Origin of the sequence: Desulfosarcina variabilis str. Montpellier (genome assembly GCF_048565275.1) — a bacterium.
GTDB classification, from domain to species: domain Bacteria; phylum Desulfobacterota; class Desulfobacteria; order Desulfobacterales; family Desulfosarcinaceae; genus Desulfosarcina; species Desulfosarcina variabilis.
Genome location: NZ_CP159846.1, coordinates 5340939 through 5366027, shown reverse-complemented (window position 1 = coordinate 5366027; position 25089 = coordinate 5340939). Strand labels below are relative to the sequence as shown.

The 25089-nt window shown below is 51.3% G+C and carries 20 protein-coding genes and 3 riboswitches; of the genes, 16 read left to right on the top strand and 4 right to left on the bottom strand.

The genetic code is table 11. The features are described from left to right. Positions 1–12: 12 nt before the first annotated feature. The 12 genes from Dvar_RS24260 (at position 13) to Dvar_RS24205 (ending at position 18007) form a co-directional block, all read left to right on the top strand. Entirely contained in the window at positions 13–1701 is a 1689-nt protein-coding gene (locus Dvar_RS24260; RefSeq protein WP_419655702.1) for an SAM-dependent methyltransferase, read from the top strand. Between the two features lie 111 nt (positions 1702–1812). Beyond that, entirely contained in the window at positions 1813–2655 is an 843-nt protein-coding gene (locus Dvar_RS24255) for a DUF4198 domain-containing protein (RefSeq protein WP_419655701.1), read from the top strand. A gap of 549 nt (positions 2656–3204) precedes the next feature. Continuing rightward, complete coding sequence (locus Dvar_RS24250; RefSeq protein WP_419655700.1) at positions 3205–5310, top strand: TonB-dependent receptor; 2106 nt, start codon at positions 3205–3207, stop codon at positions 5308–5310. Positions 5311–5371: 61 nt separating this feature from the next. Beyond that, a complete protein-coding gene (locus Dvar_RS24245; RefSeq protein WP_419655699.1) occupies positions 5372–7048 on the top strand; it encodes an SAM-dependent methyltransferase in 1677 nt (558 codons plus the stop codon). 29 nt (positions 7049–7077) lie between these two features. After that, on the top strand, positions 7078–7923 hold the full coding sequence (locus Dvar_RS24240) for a DUF4198 domain-containing protein (RefSeq protein ID WP_419655698.1): 846 nt from the start codon (positions 7078–7080) through the stop codon (positions 7921–7923). 65 nt (positions 7924–7988) lie between these two features. After that, positions 7989–8825 (top strand): SAM-dependent methyltransferase, encoded by an 837-nt coding sequence (locus Dvar_RS24235; RefSeq protein ID WP_419655697.1) that lies wholly within the window; start codon positions 7989–7991, stop codon positions 8823–8825. A gap of 47 nt (positions 8826–8872) precedes the next feature. Continuing rightward, positions 8873–10297, top strand: coding sequence for an APC family permease (locus Dvar_RS24230; RefSeq protein ID WP_419655696.1), 1425 nt, complete (start codon positions 8873–8875; stop codon positions 10295–10297). Positions 10298–10377: 80 nt separating this feature from the next. Then, on the top strand, positions 10378–10851 hold the full coding sequence (locus tag Dvar_RS24225) for a hypothetical protein (RefSeq protein WP_419655695.1): 474 nt from the start codon (positions 10378–10380) through the stop codon (positions 10849–10851). A 51-nt stretch (positions 10852–10902) separates the two neighbouring features. Beyond that, complete coding sequence (locus Dvar_RS24220) at positions 10903–11904, top strand: FmdE family protein (RefSeq protein WP_419655694.1); 1002 nt, start codon at positions 10903–10905, stop codon at positions 11902–11904. Between the two features lie 217 nt (positions 11905–12121). Further along, complete coding sequence (locus Dvar_RS24215) at positions 12122–13261, top strand: FmdE family protein (RefSeq protein WP_419655693.1); 1140 nt, start codon at positions 12122–12124, stop codon at positions 13259–13261. 264 nt (positions 13262–13525) lie between these two features. Continuing rightward, positions 13526–14659 (top strand): FmdE family protein, encoded by a 1134-nt coding sequence (locus tag Dvar_RS24210; RefSeq protein ID WP_419655692.1) that lies wholly within the window; start codon positions 13526–13528, stop codon positions 14657–14659. A gap of 180 nt (positions 14660–14839) precedes the next feature. Continuing rightward, entirely contained in the window at positions 14840–18007 is a 3168-nt protein-coding gene (locus tag Dvar_RS24205; RefSeq protein ID WP_419655691.1) for a fused MFS/spermidine synthase, read from the top strand. Here the strand turns inward: Dvar_RS24205 and Dvar_RS24200 are convergent. The 3 genes from Dvar_RS24200 to Dvar_RS24190 form a co-directional block, all read right to left on the bottom strand. Beyond that, the gene (locus Dvar_RS24200) at positions 18004–18252 is read right to left on the bottom strand and encodes a hypothetical protein (RefSeq protein ID WP_419655690.1); all 249 of its coding nucleotides are present in this window, start codon (positions 18250–18252) and stop codon (positions 18004–18006) included. The two genes, Dvar_RS24205 and Dvar_RS24200, sit on opposite strands and share 4 nt — an antisense overlap. A 48-nt stretch (positions 18253–18300) precedes the next feature. Continuing rightward, on the bottom strand, positions 18301–18588 hold the full coding sequence (locus Dvar_RS24195) for a Nif11-like leader peptide family natural product precursor (protein ID WP_419655689.1): 288 nt from the start codon (positions 18586–18588) through the stop codon (positions 18301–18303). A gap of 728 nt (positions 18589–19316) precedes the next feature. Next, a riboswitch (cobalamin riboswitch) is annotated at positions 19317–19499 on the bottom strand. Positions 19500–19664: 165 nt separating this feature from the next. Next, complete coding sequence (locus Dvar_RS24190; protein WP_419655688.1) at positions 19665–20135, bottom strand: metal-dependent transcriptional regulator; 471 nt, start codon at positions 20133–20135, stop codon at positions 19665–19667. Positions 20136–20193: 58 nt separating this feature from the next. On the opposite strand from Dvar_RS24190, the gene Dvar_RS24185 reads away from it, so the two are divergent. From Dvar_RS24185 to Dvar_RS24175, 3 genes are all read left to right on the top strand, one after another. Further along, positions 20194–20841, top strand: coding sequence for a DUF1007 family protein (locus Dvar_RS24185; protein ID WP_419655687.1), 648 nt, complete (start codon positions 20194–20196; stop codon positions 20839–20841). A gap of 120 nt (positions 20842–20961) precedes the next feature. Continuing rightward, positions 20962–21148, top strand: a riboswitch (cobalamin riboswitch). Between the two features lie 222 nt (positions 21149–21370). Continuing rightward, positions 21371–21673, top strand: a complete 303-nt coding sequence (locus Dvar_RS24180) for a hypothetical protein (protein WP_419655686.1) — start codon at positions 21371–21373, stop codon at positions 21671–21673. A gap of 117 nt (positions 21674–21790) precedes the next feature. Further along, entirely contained in the window at positions 21791–22318 is a 528-nt protein-coding gene (locus Dvar_RS24175) for a hypothetical protein (protein ID WP_419655685.1), read from the top strand. 627 nt (positions 22319–22945) lie between these two features. Here the strand turns inward: Dvar_RS24175 and Dvar_RS24170 are convergent. Continuing rightward, positions 22946–23830: a sirohydrochlorin cobaltochelatase gene (locus Dvar_RS24170; protein ID WP_419655684.1), complete on the bottom strand. Its 885-nt coding sequence runs from the start codon at positions 23828–23830 to the stop codon at positions 22946–22948. Between the two features lie 123 nt (positions 23831–23953). Further along, positions 23954–24144: riboswitch (cobalamin riboswitch) on the bottom strand. A 296-nt stretch (positions 24145–24440) separates the two neighbouring features. Here Dvar_RS24170 and Dvar_RS24165 point away from each other — a divergent pair. After that, a complete protein-coding gene (locus Dvar_RS24165; RefSeq protein ID WP_419655683.1) occupies positions 24441–24824 on the top strand; it encodes an AbrB/MazE/SpoVT family DNA-binding domain-containing protein in 384 nt (127 codons plus the stop codon). Positions 24825–25089 lie beyond the last annotated feature (265 nt).

Here is a 25089-nt window from a genome sequence, read left to right as displayed (position 1 = left end):
GGAGAAAGACACATGAAGGTCAAACGAATGAGAAAAAAGAAGTTGCGTGTCAGTTTGCTTTTGATCCTGGTGTTGGGCATGATGATCGGCTGCACAGCCCACACCCCGCCTGCAACCAACAGCCAGGACGCGTCAACGGCCACGCCTGCGGGAAGCTATCAGGTGGTGGGCATCGGGCCTGGGGATGGGGATCTGATGACTGTCCGGGCCGTTACGGCCATCACCAATGCGGATGTGGTTTTCTGCAGTGCGAAAACCCGGGAAAAACTGTCCCCTTACGTAGATTTTGGCGGCAAGGAAGTCATTGACGGGTACCGGGTCCTGTTTCGCTACTATGGCAAGGATTGCAGCCAGGTAAAAGAACAGACTTCATCCAGAGCACGCATGAGCTGCGAGGAATATCATCAAAAGCAGGCTGAATACACCCAACTGGTGAGAAATTTCGTCGCTGCCGGCAAGCACGTGGTCATGCTCAGCAGCGGCGATCCCACCATCTATGGGCCGGACATCTGGAGCCTTGAGGAACTGGGTGACTTAGGGCCCAAGATCGTTCCTGGTCTTAGTGCCTTTAACGCAGCCAACGCAGCCCTCGAGGTCGGCCTGGGAGAAGTGATTCTCACGGCGCCTTTCAAAAAAGAAGGCAGCAAGGATACGATCGAACAGCTAGCTGGTCATGAGCGATCCACCATGGTGATTTTCATGCCGCGGGATATGAAGGATCTGTTTGCCAGGCTTGCGCAGGCTTATCATGCCGACACCCCGGTGGCCATCGTGGGCAATGCCGGCATGGCGGGCCAACAGACAGTGAAGCTGGGAACGGTTGAAACGTTCAACACCGATTTGTCGGGCATCGATCGCAGGCGCTCGATTGTGTATGTGGGCCAGAGCCTGGAACGTGCGCAATGCAAGGCAGTGCCCTTGGCCAGCGCCGGCAAAGGCAAATTTTACCTGGTGGGGGTAGGCCCGGGTGATCCGGACCTGATTACCCTTCGGGGAAAGAAAATCATCGAATCGGCGGACATGATATTTGCCCACAAGCGGCTCAAGGATAAATTTCAGGAGTACCTGGACGGTAAAGATGTCATCACCGGATATCATCGGCTGTTTCCATTTTACGGGAAGTCGTGCGCCGATGTTTCACCCGCTGACAAGTCCCGGGAGCGGATGAGCTGTGAGGAATATCATCAAAAGCAGGCCGAGTTTGCCGCGCTCACCCGGGCAGCCGTATCTGAAGGCAAGACCGTGGTCATGCTCGACAGTGGTGATCCTTTGGTCTACGGTCCCTGCTCATGGTCTCTGACCGAGCTCAGTGACCTGGATACCGAAGTCGTACCGGGCCTCAGCTGTTTCAACGCGGCCAATGCGGCCCTGAAGGCCGGTGTTACCGAAGGCAAGACATCTCATTCGGTGATCCTGGCCTCCGGATGGTCGGTGGCGGAAATGGCGCCGCACCAGAGCACCATGGTGCTTTTCACCATGCGTACGCAGTTCAAGAAATTCATCGACGGCCTTTCCGCCTATTATGCCGCGGATACGCCGGTAGCCATCGTATTCAGTGCCGGTTATGCCGAACGCGAGCGGGTGCTGCATAGTACCCTGGGAACGGTTCTCGAAGAAGTCGGTCCGGACCGACTGCCCTTTGAGTATTTGCTTTATGTGGGCGATTTTCTGGATGGGAAAGGTGACCAACAGGTCAATTAGGATACTATCGCAATCGGTATCGTAATAAATCGATTGCGATAGCGATTTAGTCGTAGGTCGGGTAGAGCAGCGCGAAACCCGACAAAAGACCAACACCCCGTGGAGAAAAAAATGAAAACCAAATGCCCTATCATTCTGCTGTTTGCCACTGTTTTGATGATGATAATCTGCCCGCCTGTCCTGGCCCACAACCTATGGCTCAATCCAAGCGATCACTTCCCTGAGGTCGGCGCGACCGTTGACATTGGTATCGGCTGGGGACACAAGTATCCGGCCAGTCGGGTTGACCAGGAGATAAAGGAAGACCGGGTGGAGGAAATCACGACCAAGGATCCCGATGGTAAGACCATTGATTTGACGAAGGTGTCGACCGACCGATATCAGCTTAAAGTCGACAAGCCGGGGGCGTATTTGATTTCCGCCAAAATCAAGTCGGGTTTTTTCACAACCACACCGCAAGGCCGAAAGTGGGGCAATAAGAAAGAGATTGCCAGCCCCATCAAGTGCACCAATTTCCATATCCAGGCCAAAACCGTGCTCATCGCCGGTGGGAAAGACAAGAACCTTGCTGGTGTGGCCGGGCAACCCCTTGAGATCATCCCGCTGAGCAATCTCGAGCAGTTGAAGCCCGGTGATCCGCTGACTATCAAGTTGCTGTTTGATGGAAAACCGCTTCCCAATGCAAAGGTCAACGCCACCTTCGCCGGGTTTGAAGCCAAAGATATTGCCCCCCACAAGCAGGCCCCTAAAGAGAAAAAAGGGGATAAAAAAGGACATCATCGCCATTTTCCCTTGCAAACCCAAACCGATGGCCAAGGCAAGGCGGTGTTGCCATTGAAAAATCCCGGTTACTGGATGATTGTGCTGTCATACCGCTGCCCTTACACGGACGCGGAAACCTGCGACGAGTATATGTACAATATGGCCTTTACGTTTGAAGTTCCCAAGAGTTGAGACCGATTTTGGCAGTCAACGAGACTTTCTTTCTTTGTGGCTGCAGTTTAACCGGAGAAGAGAAAAAAAGGTGATTTAAGATCTATTATCCAGTAAGCTATTACACGCTTGACCCGGAAGTGAATATGGGCTATATCCCACATCCTGTCAGGTGGAAAAAGAAAATTTTGCCAAGAAGGCGACAGCACCCGATAGGTATTCAATAACGTTTTAACCTATTATTAAAGAATATTACACTTAATGAGCCACGAAGGCTAGGGACCCCCGAAGGCCAGGGATTGGTGTCCTGTTTTGTGGCTTTTTTATTTTTGAGCACAATCCTGTTTTTTATCGCATTTAAGCCGGATCTGAAGATGAGAATATGGCCGGCAGAAAAAAGGCAGCCGCATCCCCGCCAGGACGTTTAGGCTGCCTTTAGGATAGCGTCCCCGGTAGTGGGGCAGCTTCTTTATTTTTACATCGAAACTGCCCCGTCGTCAATTTAAGATGCCGTCTTGCCGGTTGGGACCATTAAAATCTTGCAACAATTTACGAGGGGAGAACAGGAAGATGAGATGGATTCGTACTTGGGCAGTCGTGGTTTGGGGGTGTTTGGTACTTGGCACCGGTGGCAGTTGGCCTGTGTTTGCGCAAGAGGCTGAACCAGAATCCGGACCAGCCAAGCAATCGGAACAGGCAACGGATTCTGACGTGAAGAAATTGAAAGATATTGTGGTTACGGGAAAAAGTGGGGCACCGGGCCTTGAAACGAAGCCTCTCAAAACCGTTATCGAGATGGACGATTTCATTCCCGTGGCGCCGTCCGACAGTGTCCTGGATGTGCTCAAAACCCAGGCAGCCGTCGATTTCCGGGGTGAAAACGACCTTGATCCGGGCGTCGACAGCGTCTACCTGAATGGCTTCGATAGCACACGCTTCGTGACGGCGCTGGACGGTGCCACCATTCAGAAAACCGGCGGGCGCAAATCCAGTAATATTGTGGATTATTCGATGCTGCCGGCCTTTTTGATCGAAAAAATAGAGATCCTTCCGGGGCCCCACTCGGCCATGTATGACGGCAAGGCCATCGGCGGCGTGCTGAATTTCATAAGCCGGGCCCCCGAGCGTCGGGACAGCCTGAAGCCCGATGTCGGCTTGAGCAGCAGCTACAGCTCCTATGACACATGGAACAGCACCGCTTCCCTGGAGGGGGCGATATCTGCGTTTACCTATGATTTTGCCTACCAGCATTACGAAACCGATGGGTATTTGCGTAACAGCGCCATGAATAAGGATATCTTCTACGGCCGCCTTGGCTTCGTTTTGCCCTACGATGGTTTCATCACCCTGAGTGTTTCCCATTCGGATGTCGATCGAGAAAAGCCCGTGCGTAACCCCGCCTACGACGGCAGTGATTACGACCCGGACTACCCCACCGTGATCAATGACAGCACCAGCAGTGTGTTCGACGCCAGGCAACAATCCACATGGGACAGCACTTCCGATAGTTACCGCCTCAACTACGAGCAATCCCTGCCCACAGGCCGGCTCGACATCACCGGTTTCTATAGTGAGGATAACCGCCTGCGTAGCTATTATGAATATACTGATGATACTAGAACCACGCTCGAAACGCAAAAAACCGAAATGGACACCGACTGGTGGACCCAGGGAGGCAAAATCACGGATGCCATCGACTGGACTCCCAGTCAGACCACCACCGTGGGTTATGACCTCGTCCAGATGTTCGACGACCAGCCAGAGGACCGTTCCAAGCGCATCAACAAGCAGGGTTTCTTCCTTCAGCACCGGTGGGCCATTGTGCCGTCGCTGGAGGTCACGGTGGGGGCACGCTATGAGGATTTGAAGATCTGGATACGTGACAATGTAACCGACACCTTGGATCCGCCCCGCCATTTTTCCGACCTGATGCCCAAATCCTTCCTCACCTGGAAAATGGACCAGTTGACACCCTGGCTGCGGGACACCTCGCTGTCCGCCGGCGTCAGCAAGATCTGGCACGCCCCCGACGCCCACGGCACCTACAACGCCCGGGGACGACCCATTGGACGTGAGATGGAACCCGAGCACGGCATGGGCTATGACCTGATTCTTCAGCGGCGATTGTGGCGGGATATCGCGCTCCAGATCGACTACTCCCTTTATATGATCGATGATTATATGTCCGGCGGCGACAATCTGGAAGGCACGGTGGAACGTAATGGCGTGGGGCTGCAGATTGGCGGCCATCTGACCGACGACCTCTCTTTCTATGCCTCCTGGGCCTGGCAGGATTTCGGATATGACGGTGACGATGCCGGTGGCCATGAAGTTGTGGACCAGCGGGCCGAAAACCGGATCGGGGCCGGGCTGCGCTATAACCTGTTTGAGAACACCATGCTGCTGCTCGACTATTCTTACCAGGACGACGAGGTTACTGAAGATTGGACGGATAATCCTGATGGTACTTCCACATTCAACGGATACACCGATATCCCGGCCTATAATCTGTTCGACTTCGGCGTACAGCAAACCCTTTTCCAAAATGCCGGCTGGTTTCATGACGGCGTGTTGAGCCTTTATGTCAAGAATCTGTTTGACGAAGAATACTCAAACGCCAAAGGCTGGCCGGCCATTGACCGGACTTTCGGCGCTTCTTTCAGGGTAAAGTTCTGATCCTATCCCGTTATCGCACAAACCGCTGGAACAGGACCGTTTAATTATGGAGAAGATCGATATGCAAAGCACACATACGAAGAGAAGAATCGTCATGGCATGGATGGGGCTGGCCCTTTTGGGGGTCCTTCTGTCGGCCTGCGCGGGCCCAAGTTCTACAGCGCCCCAGAGCCCTACCGCAAGCGCTATGGGAAGCTTTAAAATTGTGGGTATCGGGCCTGGGGACGGAGATCTCATGACCGTCAGGGCCGTTACGGCGATCAGCCATGCGGATGTGGTTTTCTGCAGTTCGAAAACCCGTGAAAAGCTGTCTCCATATGTTGATTTGAGCGGCAAACAGGTCCTGGACGGGTACGGCGTGCTGTTTCGCTTTTACGGCCGGGATTGCAGCCAGGTGAAGGAACGGAATCAATCCCGTCAACGCATGAGCTGTGAGGAATATCATGATAAGCAAGCCGAATTCGCCCAGTTGGTAAGGGCCGCCGTATCGGCAGGCAAGCATGTGGTGTTGCTCAGCAGCGGTGATCCCACTATTTACGGGCCGGATCTGTGGAGCGTGAAGGAACTGAAAAACCTCCACCCAACGGTCATTCCCGGCCTCAGCGCCTTTAACGCCGCCAATGCGGCCCTTAAGGTCAGCCTGGGAGAAGTGATGCTTACGGCGCCATTTACCAAGGAGGGAAGCCGGGACACCATCGAGCAATTGGCCGGCCACGATAGGGCCACCATGGTTATTTTCATGCCTCGGGACATGCAGGATTTGTTTGCACGTCTATCACGTTCCTATCCATCCGATACACCCGTGGCCATCGTTGGCAATGCGGGAATGGTCGGCCAGGAAAAGATAACGATCGGTACGGTAAAGGGCTTTACCAAAAACCTGTCCGGCATCGATCAAATGCGCTCCATTATATATGTGGGACAAACCCTTGACCATGCGCAATGCAAGGCGACGCCAAACAGCGCCTCTGGCAAGAGCAAGTTTTATCTGGTGGGGGTGGGACCCGGCGATGCGGATCTGATCACCCTGCGGGGAAAGAAAATCATCGAAGCGGCGGATCTGATTTTCGTCCATGAGCGACTCAAGGAAAAATTCAAAGACGTCCTGTCCGGCAAGGAAATTCATACCGGTTATAACCACCTTTTTCCTTTTTATGGTAAAAAATGCAGCGATGTTCCAAAAACCGAAAAAACCCGGGGGCGCATGAGTTGCGATGAATATCACCAAAAGCAGGCAGAATTCGCCGCCATGGTGCGTGCCGCAGTTGCCGATGGCAAGACCGTGGCCATGCTCGACAGCGGTGATCCTATGGTCTACGGGCCTTGCTCATGGTCGCTGACCGAACTTAGCGATCTTGATACCGAAGTGGTCCCGGGCCTGAGCTGTTTCAACGCCGCCAATGCGGCCCTCAAAGCCGGCGTTACCGAAGGCGAAAAGTCCCATTCAGTGATTCTGGCTTCCGGATGGTCGGTTGAGGAAATGGCCGCCCATCAGAGTACCATGGTGCTGTTTACCATGCGCACGCAGTTCAAGACGTTTATCGATGGCCTGTCCGCCCATTACCCTGCGGACACCCCCGTGGCCATTGTGTTCAGCGCAGGTTATGCTGAAAAGGAGCGGGTACTGCAGGGCACTTTAGGAACGATTCAGGATCAGGTGGGAACCGGCCGGCTACCGTTCGAGTATCTGCTTTATGTGGGTGATTTTTTGGCTGATGGGGGGCGTGTCGCCCACTAACTATTGATTATCTGTGTTGGAGGATTGAAATGTTGCGAAAGACTTACATCGTACTAATGGTCACTGTATTTTGTTCGGTTATCGTAGGTGGCGCGGCCCATGCCCATAACTTGTGGCTTAATCCAAGCGATTATTTTCCCAAGGTGGGCACAACCGTCGATATCGGTATCGGATGGGGGCACAAATATTCGGCCAACCGGGTTGACCAAGAGGTGAAGGACGGTCGGGTGGAAACCATCACGGCCGTGGCCCCTGATGGTAAAACCATTGATTTGTCCAAGGTGTCGGCAGCCCTTTATCAGCTTAAGATCGACGAGCCGGGGGCCTGGCTGATCACGGCCCAGATCAAACCGGGGTTTTTCACGACCACCCCGGAAGGTCGCAAATGGGGAAATAAAAAAGAGATCGCCAACCCCATCAAGTGCACCAATTTTTTCATTCAGGCCAAGGCTGTGCTCATCGCCGGTGACAGCGATAAAAATTTCAGTAATAAGGCCGGCCAGCGCCTGGAGATCGTTCCACTAACCAATCTCGATCAAATTAAAGCGGGTGAGGCCCTATCCATTCAGTTGCTGTTTGACGGCAAACCGCTTCCCGATGCCAAAGTCAGAGCCACCTATGCCGGATTCGAGGCCGATGATATCGCTCCCCATCAAGCGGCCGCCAAAAACAAAGAGAAAAAGATGGATAAGAAAGGACACGGTAAACATTTCCCGGTGGAGACCCATACCGACGCTCAAGGCAAGGCCGTTCTGCCTATGAAAAAATCAGGCTATTGGATGGTCATGCTTTCACATCACTGTCCCTTTGCTGATGCGGGAACCTGTGATGAGTATATGTACAACATGGCCTTTACGTTGGAAGTTCCCAATTAACGCTGGCAAACCAAACAAAAAAATTAACAGTTAATCGGTTTAACGCATTGCTGATGGAGGAAGAAATGAGAACCAACAAACTAAATATAATCTGGGTTGTTTTTTTCAGCATGGTGATTGCTCTGACGGCCGGACCCCAAATCGTCCTGGCCCACCAACATGCCGAAAGCCACTTCTATCTGGTCAGCCTCGGTGTCGGCGACCCGGACCTGATCACCTTGCGGGCCATTAATACGATCAAAGCGTCCGATGTTATTGTTTGCCGAAACCAGACCCAATCGGAATTTGCCGAGTATTTGCAGGGCAAAACGATAGTAGACCAGTCCATGGCCGGATGGCGCAAGTATCGTAAAGATTGCGCATCCATCAAGGATCCCAAACAGCGGGCCGAATGCCAAATAAGTGCAGAATCCCGTGCACAACTGATTAAAACAATTCGTGCCGCAGTTGAAGCAGGTAAAACGGTATCGATTTTGGGCAGCGGCGATATGATGATCTATGGCGGCCCATACCGTTGGTACCTTGAGGAGTTCAAGGATCTGCAACCGAAAGTCATTCCCGGCGTGAGCTGTTTCAATGCCGCCAACGCCGCCATGGGCAAGGATATCATGATGGGCAAATCCAGCCATTCGACGGTGCTGACCACGTACCGCGAAATCGACAAGCTGGCCGCTTCCCATCCCACCATGGTTATTTTCACCATGCATACCAAATTCGATCAATTGGTGGAACGGTTGAAAAACCACTATCCTGCCGATACGCCCATCGCCATTGTGTTCCATGCCGGCTACAAGCAAAAAGAGAATATTGTCAGGGGACGGTTGGATACGATTGTCGAGCAGACGAAGGATAAACCATTCCCCTTTGAGCACCTGGTCTATGTCGGTGATTTCATGAAATAAGGCTTTTCGCAATCCGTCGATGTAGATCCCCGACAGGACACCAGAACATGAACGTTTCAGAAAATAAAAATGGATTAACAAGAGAACTAGGGCTGTTTTCAGCAACAGCCCTAGTCGTTGCCAACATGGTCGGCACGGGTATTTTTACGACTTCCGGCTTTATTATGGCCGAGCTGGGTGACCCGCGGGCATTGCTCTGGTGCTGGCTGTGCGGTGGTCTGTTCGCCCTGTGCGGCGCCCTTTGTTACGGCGAACTGGGGGCCCGGTTCCCACAGGCCGGCGGTGAGTATGTTTTTTTAAAGGAGAGTCTGGGCCGGCCGGTGGGCTTTCTTTCCGGCTGGATTTCCCTGATCGTCGGTTTTTCGGCTCCTATTGCAGCGGCGTCCATGGCTTTTGCCACCTATTTTTTCAAGACCTGTTCCATTCCCATAAAGGGGGGTGGCGCTGTTCTCACGCTGGCCGGCGTCCAATTGGTGACCCTGTCACCCTTGACCCTGACCGCCATTGGCGTGATTATCGTTTTCTCCCTGATCCACTACCACAGCCTGCGCATCGGCAGTCGCGTGCAGAACGGATTGACCCTGTTCAAGATTATTCTGGTGGTTCTGTTTATCGGCGCCGGTTTATTGCTGGGCAAGGGGTCCACCGACCATTTTTCGGTTACTGCAGCCAATCCCTGGTCGTCGGAGAAATTTGCCGTGGCCCTGATTTTTGTTTCCTTTGCCTACAGCGGCTGGAACGCCGCTGCCTATCTAGGGGCCGAGATCGTCAATCCACAGAGAAATATTCCCTTGTCCCTGCTTGCCGGCACCAGTGTCGTGGTGATTTTGTATGTATTGCTGAACCTGGTTTATGTGTATGCACTGCCACCGGCGGCCATGCAGGGGGTGCTGGAAATCGGCGCCAAATCAGCGGCGGCTCTTTTCAGTGCGGGTACCAGTCGACTTTTCAGTGGCGCTGTGGCCATAGGGCTTTTGTCGGTGCTGAGCGCCATGATTCTGACCGGGCCGAGAATTTATTATGCCATGGCCCAGGACCGGTTGTTTTTTCCTGTGTTCGGTCGCCTGGACACGCATAGACGCACCCCGACGGCTTCCATCTGCCTGCAGGCCGCCATTGCCATCGTGATGGTGGTCTCTGCCTCTTTTGACAGTCTTTTACTGTACATTGGTTTTACCCTGTCGCTTTTTGCCATGCTGACAGTCATCGGATTGATGTGCATCCGGCGTCGATCCAATCTTCCTGCCGGGGCCTACCGGACCTTTGGATATCCGTTGACGCCGCTGTTGTTCATTTTAGGCAATCTTTGGATCATTTTTTTCTCCATCAAAAGTCGGCCGATGACGGCCCTGTTCGGACTTGGGACCATTGGTTTGGGGATTGGCGCATATCTTTATTTTAATCGTCGGCAACAGCCAAAAGACAGCTTGGTTGCCGATGAAGGGAGTGTCAATGCAAAATGCCAACCCTGAGAGCCTGGTTAAGAAATCTCAAACAGGCTCTGAGAGATTGGCAATTAACCGGATGATTTTGTGTTTGAAAGGATAACGCAATGAAAACTCTTTTTCTGATAGTGAGCAGTATGGTGGTGGCCTCCATTTTGACCGTATCCACGGGGTGGTGCCATGGGGTCGAGGGATACGTAGAACAAAGCAACGCCCATTGCATCACCGCCATGTATGATGACGGTGAACCCATGAGCTACGCTGAGGTCGAAATCAAAGAACCCCAATCAGAGATTGCCTTTCAGACCGGCCGCACCGATCGCAATGGGTGCTTCATCGTCAAAGCAGAAACGCCCGGTCTCTGGACGGCCGTGGTCAGCGACGGTATGGGCCATCGTTTGGCGTTGGAGTTCACCGTTGAAGCAGACGGAAAACAATCCGAAACAGTCGAAAAAACAGCCCGGCCAACGGCATCGAGTAAAATGGGCCGTTTACCTGGAATTATCGCCGGGTTGTCAGTGATTCTCGGCTTGTGCGGATTTTTCTATGGTTGGAAGGCCAGACGCACTGATAACGGCTAACGGCTAATGGCTAAAAGCAAAATTTGCGTGTGAGAAAAAAAGGAGAAAACCATGCAACGACTTACCCGTCTATTTTTTACGCTTGTCCTTTTGCTGAGCGTCGGCTTTAGTGGCCAAGTATTTGCCGATACTTTCGAGGAGAATGTTTCCCAGGCCCTGCAAAATCTGAACTTGTCAAAAGGAGATGTCGGCCTTTTGGTCCTCACCAACGCCCCTTACATTAAAGTGGATGGTGCCAATGCGCTACCCTGGCTGAATCAGGCCCAGGAGAAAACCGGTTGCACTGTTGGCAAGGGCAACCTGCTGTTTTTCCAGCGGGCTCAATCCCATCCGTTTCGCCTGATGCTGTTTCGCAAGACCGATGGCCAGGCCGTTATCATCAGCCGGGAGAAAAGCAACTGGGTGACCGACACGGTCAATATCGGCCCGGACACCATCTCCAAGGCGGCTTTCTGGGAGAAAATCGATACCTACCATGCAGGACGGGACATGTTCACCCTGGCCTCCCTGGCCAATGTCTGGGCTAAGGGGGGACCGTACGACTTTCTCAAAAGCGCCGAGTTGCACAACCATATCTGCCCGGGGCTTACCTCGGGCTATCTGATGGCCCATTATATTCTCGACCATTTTCCGTTGAAAGACGGTGAACGCTACACCGTGGTCGCCTGCCCGGTGTGGTGCAAGGAAGATGCGTTTCAGGTGGTCATGGATTGCACGCCCGGTAAAAAAGGATTGGTGGTCAAACCGCTTTCCGATGACCAGAAAAAGCAGATCAGTGTTGCCAATCCGGCAGGCATGGTGCTGGTCTGGGATGCCGAGCAGAAGCGCGGCCGAGGTGCTGCCTTGAGTTTTAGCTTTGATCCATTGCGTGCCTTATCTGCCAAAGACACGCCCAAGGCGGCCATGGTATTGGCCGCCCTTGACCATCTGGACCAGCCGGACCGGTTTGTCTCCACGTCTGCCGAATTCAATCTGGATGAAAAGCGCTACAATGCGATTACCCGGGCGGGCAGTAATCCCTGGGCGGTCGTTGGTCTTATGAAGACTCAATAACCTTTTTTTCCCTGCACGAGAAAGGAGGTAAAACCAGGCAGGTTTTTTTAAGAAGCGGATATCCATGAATGGGTATCGATCCACCATCGATTGCACATGAACATGGCTAACGCCGCAGGCCGTCATAACGAAACAAGGAAGGTTTCTCCCACGGTGCGCCGAATGCACCCTGGCGCGGCATTTTACCCAAGCGCGAATTCAAGTAAAGGAGATTTCCATGTTTCGAGAGAAGAAAGATGCTCTAAAGTCAACGAGGATATTGTTCACATTGATGCTCACGCTGATGGTCGGCCTGGTTTTTTCCCAGCCGGTTGATGCGTCTTACGCGGACAGCGACTATGCCTATTGGAAAACCGTGGGGCGCAAAGCGTCGCTCAAAGCGGTCCAGATGCTAAAGGAACAGGTGTCCTGGATCAATTCGAAAGATCTGATCGCCCTTAGCAACGCGGGCTATGCGGAAGTCTACAGCGAAGTCACCATGGGCGCACTGGACGGACTGAGCCGAACCCTTGGGGTCAGCCGGGGCAACAACAGCCTGGTGGAGATTCACAGCGCCGCTGGGAAGGACCTCTGGTTTGCGATCTATCATCAACGTTCAGGCTATTGTGTGTATCTGCAGGTCGACCCGGATGCACTGAACAGCGGGCTGGGCTATGGTCAAGGCGACAGGCAGTCGATTTTTTCCATTGCCGTGATGGAGCAGATCATCGCCGCACATCTTTTTGAGAACGCCGAGGTGTATGCTGAAAAGTTCAGCAACAGCATTTTCGGGGGCAATGAGTTCAGGATCGTGACCATCTGTAATGCCGTGGCCAAGGACGCACCGGCCTATGCCGTGCGGTCCTTTGAATTCCACGACCACTATTGTCCTGGCGTCACATCCGGTATTTTTATGGCCCTTTATATGCGGGATTTCTATCCTCTGAGTAGTGGCGGCAGTTATTTTGTGCAGTCGGTTCAACCCTGGTGCAAAGAGGATGCCCTGCTCAGCATGTTGAACGCAACACCGGGAAAAAAGGGTTACGCCGTCACCTATCCAACCGATGAAGATATCGCCGCCTGGCCAGAATGGGCCAGCGATGCCGCCACCATTATCTATCGCCAAGATCCGGATACCGGCAACTGGGTCGCTATCGTGCTTGGATTTACGTGGGCCGATGATACCGGCTGCCCGGATTATGGAAACAGTGTATTAACCAAGCTGTGCACGGATTTGTGGTATCTGGATCGGTTGGATCAACCGGAAGAATTCGTCACCGAGCTCAAGCAGATAACGCTTCCCGAGGGTGCAGTACCAAAAGACTACGCCCGACCCGGTGTCGATCCGATCCTTTTATTGAACGAACTGGTGAAATAACAAGCGATAAACCATCGTGCATTGAACGATATCAACCGGGCCATTGGGGGGAACGTACCACCATGGCCCAATATCATCCGATAAAAAAGGGTATCAAGGAAGCGGATATCCACGAATGGGTATCGATCCACCATCGATCGCACATGAACATGGCTAACGCCGCAGGCCGTTATAACGAAACAAGGAAGGTTTCTCCCACGGTGCGCCGAATGCACCCTGGCGCGGTATTTTACCCAAGCGCGAATTCAAGCAAAGGAGATTTCCATGTTTCGAAAGAAGAATGCTCTAACGTCAACGACGATATTGCTCACAATGATGCTCACGCTGATGGTCGGCCTGGTTTTTTCCCAGACGGTTGATGCGTCTTACGCGGACAGCGACTATGCCTATTGGAAATCCGTGGGGCGCAAAGCGTCGCTCAAAGCGGTCCAGATGCTAAAGGAACAGGTGTCCTGGATCAATTCGAAAGATCTGATCGCCCTTAGCAACGCGGGCTATGCGGAAGTCTACAGCGAAGTCACCATGGGCGCACTGGACGGACTGAGCCGAACCCTTGGGGTCAGCCGGGGCAACAACAGCCTGGTGGAGATTCACAGCGCAGCTGGGAAGGACCTCTGGTTTGCGATCTATCATCAACGTTCAGGCTATTGTGTGTATCTGCAGGTGGACCCGGATGCACTGAACAGCGGCCTGGGCTATGGTCAAGGCGACAGGCAGTCGATTTTTTCCATTGCCGTGATAGAGCAGATCAACGCCGCGCATCTTTTTGAGAACGCCGAGTTGTATGCTGAAAAGTTCAGCAACAGCATTTTCGGGGGCAATGAGTTCAGGATCGTGACCATCTGTAATGCCGTGGCCAAGGACGCACCGGCCTATGCCGTGCGGTCCTTTGAATTCCACGATCACTATTGTCCCGGCGTCACCGGGGGGATTCTCATGGCGCAGTATATAAAAGGCTTTTATCCGATAGATAACGGTGGGAGCTATTTTGTACAGGGCGTTAGTCCATCCTGCAAAGAGGATGCACTAATGGTGATGTTAAATACAACGCCGGGTAAAAAGGGCTATAGCGTCACTTTCCCGACCGATGAGGATATCGCTGCTTGGCCGGAATGGGCCCAAACCGCACGCAATGTGATTTACTGGAAAGAAACGAGCTCGAGTCCCTGGATCGCTCTTGTACTTGAAAAACTAAGCGCAGACACAGGCTGTCCGGATTATGGCAACAGCGTTTTGACGAAACTGTGCTCAGATTTGTGGTATCTGGATCGGTTGGATCAACCGGAAGAATTCATCACGGTGCTAAAGGAAATCGAGCTTCCCGAGGGCGCAGAGCCAAAAGACTACGCCCGACCCGGTGTCGATCCGATTCTTTTGTTGAACGAACTGGTGAAATAGTAAAGGAACCGGTGAAATAACAAGCGATAAACCATCGGTCATTGAACGATATCAACCGGGCCATGGGGGGAACGCGCCGCCATGGCCCGATATCATCCAACAACAACGCTAGCCGAGTGATCTGTTAATAAATTGAAATCCGTTCCATCAAATCGTTCTGCTGTTTGGGGTGAGGGGAAAATGCTCTCTGGTTTTGTGGCCGGCTGCTTTTTTCTCTCCGGTGCCGCCGGTCTGGTCTATGAGGTCATTTGGGTGCGCCTGATCGACAAGATCATCGGTAGCGCACCTTTTGCCGTTGCCACGGTGCTTTCCGTGTTCATGGCCGGACTGGCGTTGGGCAGTTATCTGTCCGGCCGAATCGTCGACCGGTTTACCAGGCGTGACGCGCTTTTGGCCCTGTACGGTGGCATGGAAATCAGCATCGGTTTGTGCGCCATGCTGGTGCCGCTTTTGATCCATGCGGTTCAGCCGATCTACCAGTCCATTTATGACCGGCTTCTGAATCACTTCTGGTGTTATCCAGTGGCCGCATTTATCGGCTGTGTTTTCATCCTGATCGTGCCCACCGCGCTCATGGGGGCGACCCTGCCTGTGCTGTGCCGGTTTTATGTTCTGCGTCTTACCCATATCGGCGCCCGCACCGGATGGCTTTACGGCCTGAACACCATCGGGGCGGCACTGGGCGTGATATTGTGCGGGTTCGTGCTGATCAAAAGCCTGGGCGTTTTCATGAGTATGGTGCTGTTTGCCTGTATCAACGGCGTGATCGGCCTGTCCTGCATCCTGTTTTCGCGTTTTCTAAAGGTCGAGAAGGCGCCATCGGGGCCTTTGCGCCGGCACGCTCCAGCGACAACCATGACACCGATACCCGACAATCCCCATGCCGGCACCATCTGCTGGGGTGTGTTGATTTTTGCCGTTTCCGGGTTCTGCGCCATGGCCTACGAAGTGTTGTGGACGCGTTTGTTGGGACTGATTGCCGGACCGACGACGTATTGTTTCAGCCTTGTCGTGGCCACCTTTATCATTGGCCTGGCATTGGGAAGTATCATGTTCGGCCGCCTGGCCGACAAGGCCCGCAATCCACTGGGCTGGCTGACCGGTACGCAAATGGCGGCCGCCATGCTGGCGCTGGCTGTGAGTCAGCTGCTGGGCAACGGACAATTCTTTTTTGCCAAGTTGATTCATACCTACAACGAGACGTTTTCTCAGCTTGTGCTCATGCAATCCCTGGTGCTGTTCGCTGTACTGCTGGCACCGACCCTGTTGTTGGGGGCGGCATTCCCGCTGGTCAATCGGCTTTACGTGCAATCGATAGAAGACATGGGGCGTCGTCTGGGAACGGCCTATGCCCTGAATACCGTCGGTGCCCTGGCCGGTTCCCTTTTTGCCGGGTTTGTGCTGGTGCCGTGGGTGGGTAAGATGAACGGACTGCGTCTGGTCATTTTGCTGCAGTTTTGCCTGTCAGGCGGAGTGCTCCTGGCACTGACCTGGACCAAGCCGGGCAGCCGCCGCTTGCGGTTGTCCATGGCCGGGCTGGTTGCCATGGGATGCATGGTCATTGCCATTTTTCCCAACTGGCGCACCGACTTGCTTTCTCGTGGATGGTACCGGGACGTTGATGCGTTGCAGTCTGACCTCGACCGCATCGGGTGGGCAGAGGCATTGATCAACGGCACCCGGCAGATTGCCGACCACCGCCAGGGGCTGGATGTCATTTTTCAAGGCGAAGGCACCTGCGGCTTTACCACGGTCGAAAAAGAAACCACCAGTTTGGGAACCGTGGAATATGCCCTGTTCAACAGCGGCAAGGCCGATGCCTCTTCCCATGGGGATCGTTCCACGCAAACGCTGTCGGCCCATATCCCCATGCTGTTCCATACGGGTGCTAAAAAGGTCATGCTGCTAGGGCTGGCCAGCGGTATGACGGCTGGTGAAATCCTGCTTTACCCGGTCGACCGACTGGATGTGCTGGAGATCAATCGATCGGTCGCCACTGCGTGCCGGAACTATTTTCATCCCTGGAACAACGGCTGCCTGGATGATCCACGCACCTGTCTGATTGTCCAGGACGGCCGCAACCATCTGGCCCTGACCCGGCAGGCTTACGATGTGATCATCTCCGAGCCGTCCAATCCCTGGATGGCCGGGCTGGCCAATTTATACGCCCTGGAATTTTTTCAACTGGCCAAAAGGCACCTGACCGCTGACGGATTTTTCGCCCAATGGATACAGGCCTATGAAATGGACAGGGAGACATTTTCTCTGCTGGGAAGAACCTTTGCCGCTGTTTTCCCCAATAGCACCATGATCAAGGTGGGGCCGGTGGATTATCTCATGCTGGGATTCAACAACGATAACGGGCGACTGGACTGGAATGTGGCTCATACAAATGCCGTTTATGCCAAATCGTCTACACTGGTCACTTTCCCGGACATTGATTTTCTCGTTCATCTGATCATGACCGAGGATTTGAAACTGCTTTTCGGCAAAGGCCGGCTGCACACGGACGATCATCCCTTTCTGGAATTTTCCGCCCCCCGAACCCTTTATCATGGCCATTGGGATATCGAGCGCATGATCGGCGACCAGCGCTGGTTGTCCGCTGCGACACAGGGCTTTCTGGAACGTCACAATGATTTTTCAACCCTGTTGGATCTGGTGGAATTTGCCGCGTCGGCCAATGTGCCCATGTTCAGTGTGCTGCCGTACGAACAACTTGAAAACAGCGATCAGTTGCGTTACCGAAAAATTGTCGACGGCTATTGCCAGCGGGTGATGGTGCCGTCGTATGGGATTTTCAATAGCGCTGATCTTAAAACGGCCTGTGCCGGAATTCAATCTGCCGCGATTCAAAAAAAGATCATCTCCGATGATGGTGGCACCACCGTTGATCATTATAACCTGGCCCTGGCGTATATCGCCCAGGGTGAGCAAAAACGGGGAGTCGATCATCTGCGCACGGCAATCCGGCTGGATTCGAAAAACGAGCCGGCCCTGACCGCGCTAGGCCTTATTTTGGCCGAAGCCGGATCACTTGATGAAGCCGCGAACCTGTTGACCGATGCCATCGGCCTGGCGCCGCGAAAACCCGCTCCCTACAAATACTTAGGAATGGTCCAGTTGCGGCGTAGCGAAACCGAACACGCCGTGATCAACCTGTCCACGGCCCTGGCCCTGGCACCGGATGATCACGTGATTCTCAGCGAACTGGGAACCGCCTACTATTTAAAGGGCAATATGGACAAGGCCCTTGCGTGTCTGAACAAGGCCCTTGCCAATAATCCCCTTGATCGGCAAAGCCGGTATTACCTGGAACTGGCCAGACGCAAACAAAAAAGCCCTTAATCGGCAACCTTGGCAATCGTTCGAACCGAGCTGATACGCTCCCAATCGTAATACGTGTTAATGGTTTTGCCGTTTTCGGTTTCGGTGATACGAACGAATTCCTCGCCCAGGAAGAGGGTGGCATTGGTATAAATTTTTTCTTCATTGATCTGACAACTGATGTCTTTGCGCAATTTGCGGGAGAGGGTGCCGTGAAGCGGCATGGATGCATATTCAAAGATTTTTTCAAGGGTTGTCTTTTGCATGAGTGCCTCCTTGTTTGTAAAGATAGTGAAAATAGGGAGATGTAAGGTCTATCCACAACTGCTGCACATGCCGCCGCAGGTGCTGTACCCTAAAATCTGACATAGAAAATCCCACCACATTCTGAACTCCTTGAGTTGATCGGCTTCCTCCTCTTCCTGGCATTGCGTGAGCCGGTGATGATAGGCTTCATCAAAATCATGGGCGGAAAAATCAAGCTTTTCCGTAATTAAAATCTCATTTAATTCATCAGCGCTGTTGGCCGAGTTCAGCCGTGACCGCAAGGCACGATCTTCTTGTCCTCGCTTGATAAAGGTCAATGCATTCTTGATGGTCATGGGACTCCTTTCCGCTACGGCAGGTTTTCATCCATCGTTGTAACAACAGATGCACGATGGCTTGTGATTTGACAATTATCACCTATAGCAAGGTGTGTACCAATTATTTGGTGGATGGTTGGATGGTGTTAAAAATGCGCTTGGTGACTCGGGTGAAAAAGTCAATAAGCCTTAATAAAGATAATGATAAAGAATAGATGTTATCGTTCTATGTCGGCAGGAAACAATAACGGCGCGTACCTGATCCGTTGGTAGCGTTTGATAAAATGGGAATTTGTTTACAATTATGTAGATCGCAGTCGACAGTATCTTCGAAATTGTAAATCTCCGGCCATGGGAGGATGAATTGGAGCGCTGGGTGCCTTAAAGACCGTCCACCATGCCTTTGGGCACCCAGCGCCTTACGCATTGGGGGGCCGTTGCGTAGGTTGATTGAAAGAGGACTTTGTTGTAAAAAAATGGTTTCCCGCATCAGTTAATGATGAAGGGGAACGTATGTTTTTATGTTTAAGGAGTAGGGGAGAAAATCTTTTTGCCCCTGCTCGGTGATTGTTTTAGATCCGAAAGCAGGAGAGGATTTCCTGCCCGAAACCCTCTCCGCTCTCGGATGCGGGGTGCGGCATTAACCGGTAGCAATAAAAAAAGCCCTTCATGCCTCTGCTCGCATGAAGGGCTGCACCCTGCTTTCTTGGCCCTTAACGGTTGCCATCCACCCAATATCACCGTGGGCGTGGCTGTTTTCCTAAGGCAGGTCTTCTGACTTTCGGATCATTCTACTCTCCGTACCTTCCCGCCTTAAAAAGACAGTGGTGATTCACGGATTTCGTTCCCGAACACAGCGGCGGGACCGTTCCCGATTTTCACGGGATTCCCTATTAAGCTTTCGTAGCACCTTATGCGTCCCTTTTTAGCAAACCCAAAAACATTGTCAATGAGTTTTTCAAACTAATGCAAAATAAGTGGACTTGATCAGAGATTATAAGGTTGAGAACGGATGGTGACGGAGGTGATCGGTAATCGGTTATCGGTTATCGGTTATCGGTTATCAGTAATCGGTAGTCGGTGATCGGTTTTGCTCAAGGGATTTCCCGGTGGTGGGGGTCCTGATCAGGATTGCCCGTGACGTCCATTAGCGCTTGCTGAAGCCGAGGGTCGGTAACATGCTCGAAATGATGGGCATGACGATGGACGTCCGCTTCACAGCACCCCATGACATCACAAAGGTAGGTCTCCCATAGTCGATGGGAGCGTATCAATCCCCGGCCGGCGGATTTGCCTTTGTCTGTCAAGGTTAAGCCTGCCTTGCTTGTCTCAATCAATTGCTGGCGTGCAAGCTTCCAGGCCATCCATTGCGCCGTGCTGCCTGCCTTGAGCGCGTCTTTTATTTTTGCGATCGGGACCGGCGCTGCATCCGCAGGCGCCAGTTCATCATAGCGGTAAAGAAAGACTAGGATATCATCGCCGATGATTCCCATGCCCAGCCGGAATTGGTTGGCGGCGCGACCGATGACGCCATAGCGTGGATCAGCGCTGATAGAGATATTCATTTTGACGCTTTATTTTGAATTTGTTATCGATATGATCATATCTATGGATGAGACAGCGATGCAAAAAGACAAAAGATCATCATTGGTTACACTCACTGCGCCCATTATCTTGGTTGTTGTCCTTCTAAGCGTTATGGGCGGTGAAATACTCTTGCCGCGGCAAAGCCATGCCCATCCCCATGCGTTTATTTTGCAGCGTCTGACGATTCTTTTCGACGAGAAGGGCATGGCCGGGGTTCGCGTATGGTGGAAATTCGATGACATGTTTGCCAGCATGATCATAGAGGAACACGATAAAAATCGAAACGGCAAATTCGAGCCTGGAGAAATTCAATCCATAAAGGACAGCGCCTTTGAGCAAATAGCGCAGCACAACTATTTTACTTTTATCAAGATTGACGGCAGCTTGTTTAATGTTCAATTCATCAGGGATTTCAAAGCGGTGCTCAAGAACCAGCGCCTGGTTTATGAATTCACGGTTCCTTGCCATGTCGCCGCAGCGGCGCAGCCAAAGAAAATTAGCGTCGGTTGTTACGATCCCACCTATTATGCGGCGATTTTTTTCGCCAAAAACAATCCCGTGACCATTATCAAGGGGGATTCCTTCGATTTGCAAACCGCCATCCGGGAAGATCCCGATACGTTGATCTATTTTGACATGATTCATCCATGGGTGCTTTTCCTGGAGTTTCGGGCGGTACAGTGAAAAACAATATCATCCCCTTATTCCGCGCAAAAAATGAGAAAAACAGTAAATTACCATGGCTATTGAATCCCGGGTACTTTTTATTAAAACTTGTTCTTGACAATTATCGTGAATTGGAGCAGTTAATAATTCACGTAAGGTGCCACAATGGCTTAATAGGGAATCCCGTGTAAATCGGGAGTGGTCCCGCCGCTGTGATCGGGGACGAAATCTGCTACAGCCACTGTCCAGAAAAAATCGGACGGGAAGGAGCAGAGAGTAGGTTGATCCGAAAGCCAGAAGACCTGCCTTGCCGATTACCGACCAGCTGCGGTGCACAGTGATGGGGCGGATTGAGCGGGTTGTAAACGTACGCAGGTGCCAGTAGGCGACGTCTATATTTGCAAGGATGAGTCTTTAGCAATGAAAAACCTGCCAGAACCTTCCCTTTTTATCATCCCATCCAAGGCCACCATTTATTCTGCTTTTCGGTAATTTCTCCACACCAAACAACAATTGGTTGAAACCAACACGGCAAAGGAGAATACCTATGTCCATGCAATGCCCGGTAAAAATTTATCGGACGGAATCCCACCCTGGCGGAAAATCGGATGCCCCGGTCTATGTCATTCAGGATGGAAAACTCTATCGTACAGTTGATCATGAACTGGGGTGGTCAGAATCTCCTGACTACGAGCTGCGAACGGATGGTCAGGTTTTTCGGACCCACCATCACGCATTGGGAAGCAGCGATACCCCTGACTTTCGGATACTGGAAAAAGGCGCCCTGTATCGTACGGAAAATCATCCGAAAGGCGCATCCATGTTTCCGGTATACGAGTTGAGGGACTGACGCGTTTAGCGGGTAACGGTTTTTTTTTATTTTTGGAGATGGTGGATTGGTGATTTGGACGTATATCCGCGGGTAAATCACCAATCATGCGTTGGTCGTGGAATGACAGGTGATTTCATGGACCTTTTTTGCATAGCGAACAAAAAGCAAACATTCATACAGCGGTATACACCCGTTTTTTTCAGTCGTTTCGGATTATCATTTCAGTATGCTTTCAACTGTGCGGATTACTATATTACCGATATTGAAACAGGGGCGCATATATCCAAGGAAATCCTCTTCTTTATGGACCCGCTTGAGCATTGTCTATTGGTATCCCGGTTTTACCCGGAAATATACAAACATGATCGATCAAAATACCTTTCAGCTACTTGTTTTTACATTTTAATTCAGCATTTTATCCAATTCAGTGGTATTGCTTTGGATGCCACCATCTACCTTACGGCCAAGCGAGAGGTTTTTAAAACATTTTACGCGAAGCTGAAGAATTTTGACTTTCACGCCAGCGGACAACGAACTGATCCCTATGTCGGTGTTACCAGCCCAATTGTAAATAATGACGTCAATAATTTGAAAAGCATCCGCAGTTGGCTGGATTTGATTGCGGATATTAGAAATACTAACACGATAAACAACGCCCATTGAAATTGGATCAACGAGAAAAAAAGCGGATCCTATCTATTGTGTTTAACCTTAAGTTGAGTAAAAAAACGATTCGATGCATTTGCCCGCGATGCGGTCAATACCATCTCGTGCATATGCTGTGGACCGGACGGGGGACTCCGCGAAAGTATTGCCCGACTTGTAAACCACTGGTCGGGCTTTACGATGAAGCATCGTTATATGAAGTTGGAGGCCGGGATTCAATCCACATCAGGAGAAAAGGGAATCAGTTCCAAGACGATTAAGACGCAAACAAATGATAAAACGATAGGAGAACTGTCCTGGGATTTCAGGGTGCAGGAAAAAAATAATTACACCAGATTGCGCCGGATTTGCGTCCGTCTACAAGGCGCATCTGCCGGTGCATATTTAGAATCTGTGCCGGTGGATGGAACGCCGTAGACGGGCGCAAGGACAAGCAAAATGGAGCAATTATTTTTTTTCTGCGCCCTCAGTCACCGGCCACCATTGATTGAATGGTGTCCAGTGACTGAAGGATGGCAGGGAAAATTGCTTCTTTTCCAGATAGAGACGGAACGCTCTTTTTCAACTACTGTGTCAATAGGAAACAGACAACAAAAAATCGGACTGGAAAGACTTTTCAGGAAATTACTTGAAATGATTTAATGGCCCGCCAACATGATCCACCCAGATATCGATGAAGTCATCATACTCTGCCGTTCCCTTGAGGATGGTCTCACATTTGAAACCGGCTTTGGTTAAAACTGATTTCCAGGAATCATCCTCAGCACCGGCCATGTCGTTTTTGGCATGATCACCGGCAACGGACATCAATGGCATGAGGTACACTTTTTTTATCTTATTTTGCTTCAATAAATCGGAGATCAAATCAATGCCGGGATAGCCTTCCACGGTACCGACGAAAATGTTTGGGTCCTTGAGTTGCAGCTGGAACATCAAGGCCGCGTAAAAAGCGTTGGACGGGTGATGGGTGCCATGTCCCATCAGTACTACTGCTTCTTTGGCTTTGCGGTTTTTGGGAATGCTTTTAAAAATGGCATCCACGGTGCGTTGCATGTCTTCCTGGGTGGCCATTAGCGGATAACCAAGGATGACTCGCTGGAAAGCACCCATTTGCTTGAATGCACCCACGGTGCGGCGTAAATCGTGATATTCTTCTCCCGCGATGGTGTGCAGGGATTGAACCGCCACATGGGTGAATTTCTCATCCTTCATTTTGGCCAGGGCGACTGCCGGGGAGTCCAAATGCTTGCCTTGTTTGGCCAGTTTCTCACGGATAATATGCGATGTATAGGCCCAATAGACGGGAATGCCAGGATAAGCCGCCTTGACCTTCTTGTCGATGTTGTCGAATGATATCTGGGCGGATGCTTCGCTGGATCCGAACGCCACAAGAAGGATGCCTACCTTTTTCTGAGCATTTCCTCCATGGTCAGCCGAAGCATATCCCGTTACGGAAAACACGAACAACATCAACGCCGTCATCATCAAAAACCACTTCACTGTTTTCACAACGTTACCTCCTTTGAATTGTGTATCAATAAAAAACCCTTCACGCGTTTCATCATCGCGGGAAGGGCTGCACCCAGCTTTGCTTGACCCCTGTATCAATAGCCACCGGCCCAAAATATCGTGGGCGTGGCTGACGGCAAAACCAGGTATTCTGACTTACGGATCAATCTACTTTCCGCGCCTTCCCGCCTCGTCCAATTCGGCAGTGGCTGATTGCGGATTTCGTCCCCGAACACAGCGGCGGGACCGTCCCCGATTCTAACGGGGTTTCCTGTTGCGTATGTCTTACATGCGCTTTGCCTTCGTCTTTTTTAGCAGACCAAAGCGCAAAGTCAATGGCTTTTGGATCCGGCTGCAGGGTGCCCGCATGTGGAATCTCTTTTCTAATTTTTTTTTGAATGCGATTATGATGAATGTCAAATGTCCAATGAAAAATGCCAAATAGTGGTATGCTGTCTACTTTTAATCGATGCGATCCTTTATTTTATGTTTCGCTAACACTATCGCGCTTGAAACAATGATCGAAATGAATTATTATTACTTCAATTGTTTCATACCTATCGCATAGTGCAAATTTCAATCAGTAAATAAAATAAACGAGGTGTTTGACGTGCAAAAGAAACTGGTAGAGCATAATGCTCTGGTTCAGGCTGTTGAAATGGGATTGCCGAAATTTGAGATTATGGAAAAGTTTGGTATTAAAAGCCCGGGGGCTCTAAAGATTGCGTATTTTGATGCTTTGGTTGCTTTAGATAAAATTAAGAATATAAAGAAGGGACGCAAGTCGGAAAAGGTTGATAATAAAATACGCATCAATAGCCGGGGCAGTATCGTCATCCCCAAAAAATTGGTTGAGACGCTTGAATTGGGCAATTCGGATACTTTTGAAGTCCTGAAAGATGGTAATGGAATATTGCTGAAAAAGGTAAAAAAAAGGGCGAAAACGATTCTCAGAAAAGCAGCGGGTCATTCCGCAATTGTATCCTTGAAATAGAACTTAAATGTAGGTCTATCTCCGTTCTATAGACAAAATAATAGTAACTTTTTCCAACCAATTCGTCTCACAAGACGGCCATTTGTTTGTGGAAAATATCATGGTTCCCCGGAAGATATAAAAAGGCATTTCAAAATAGCTGATAAATGATTTGAGTTCGTTCCACTGCGTAAATCGTTCTGCTTCGTTTTTTGTGTATCCTTCGATCAAGCCACCAACTGAAATGAAAAATTCAGGCCTCAGAGGATTGAGTTTGTGGGCCGCG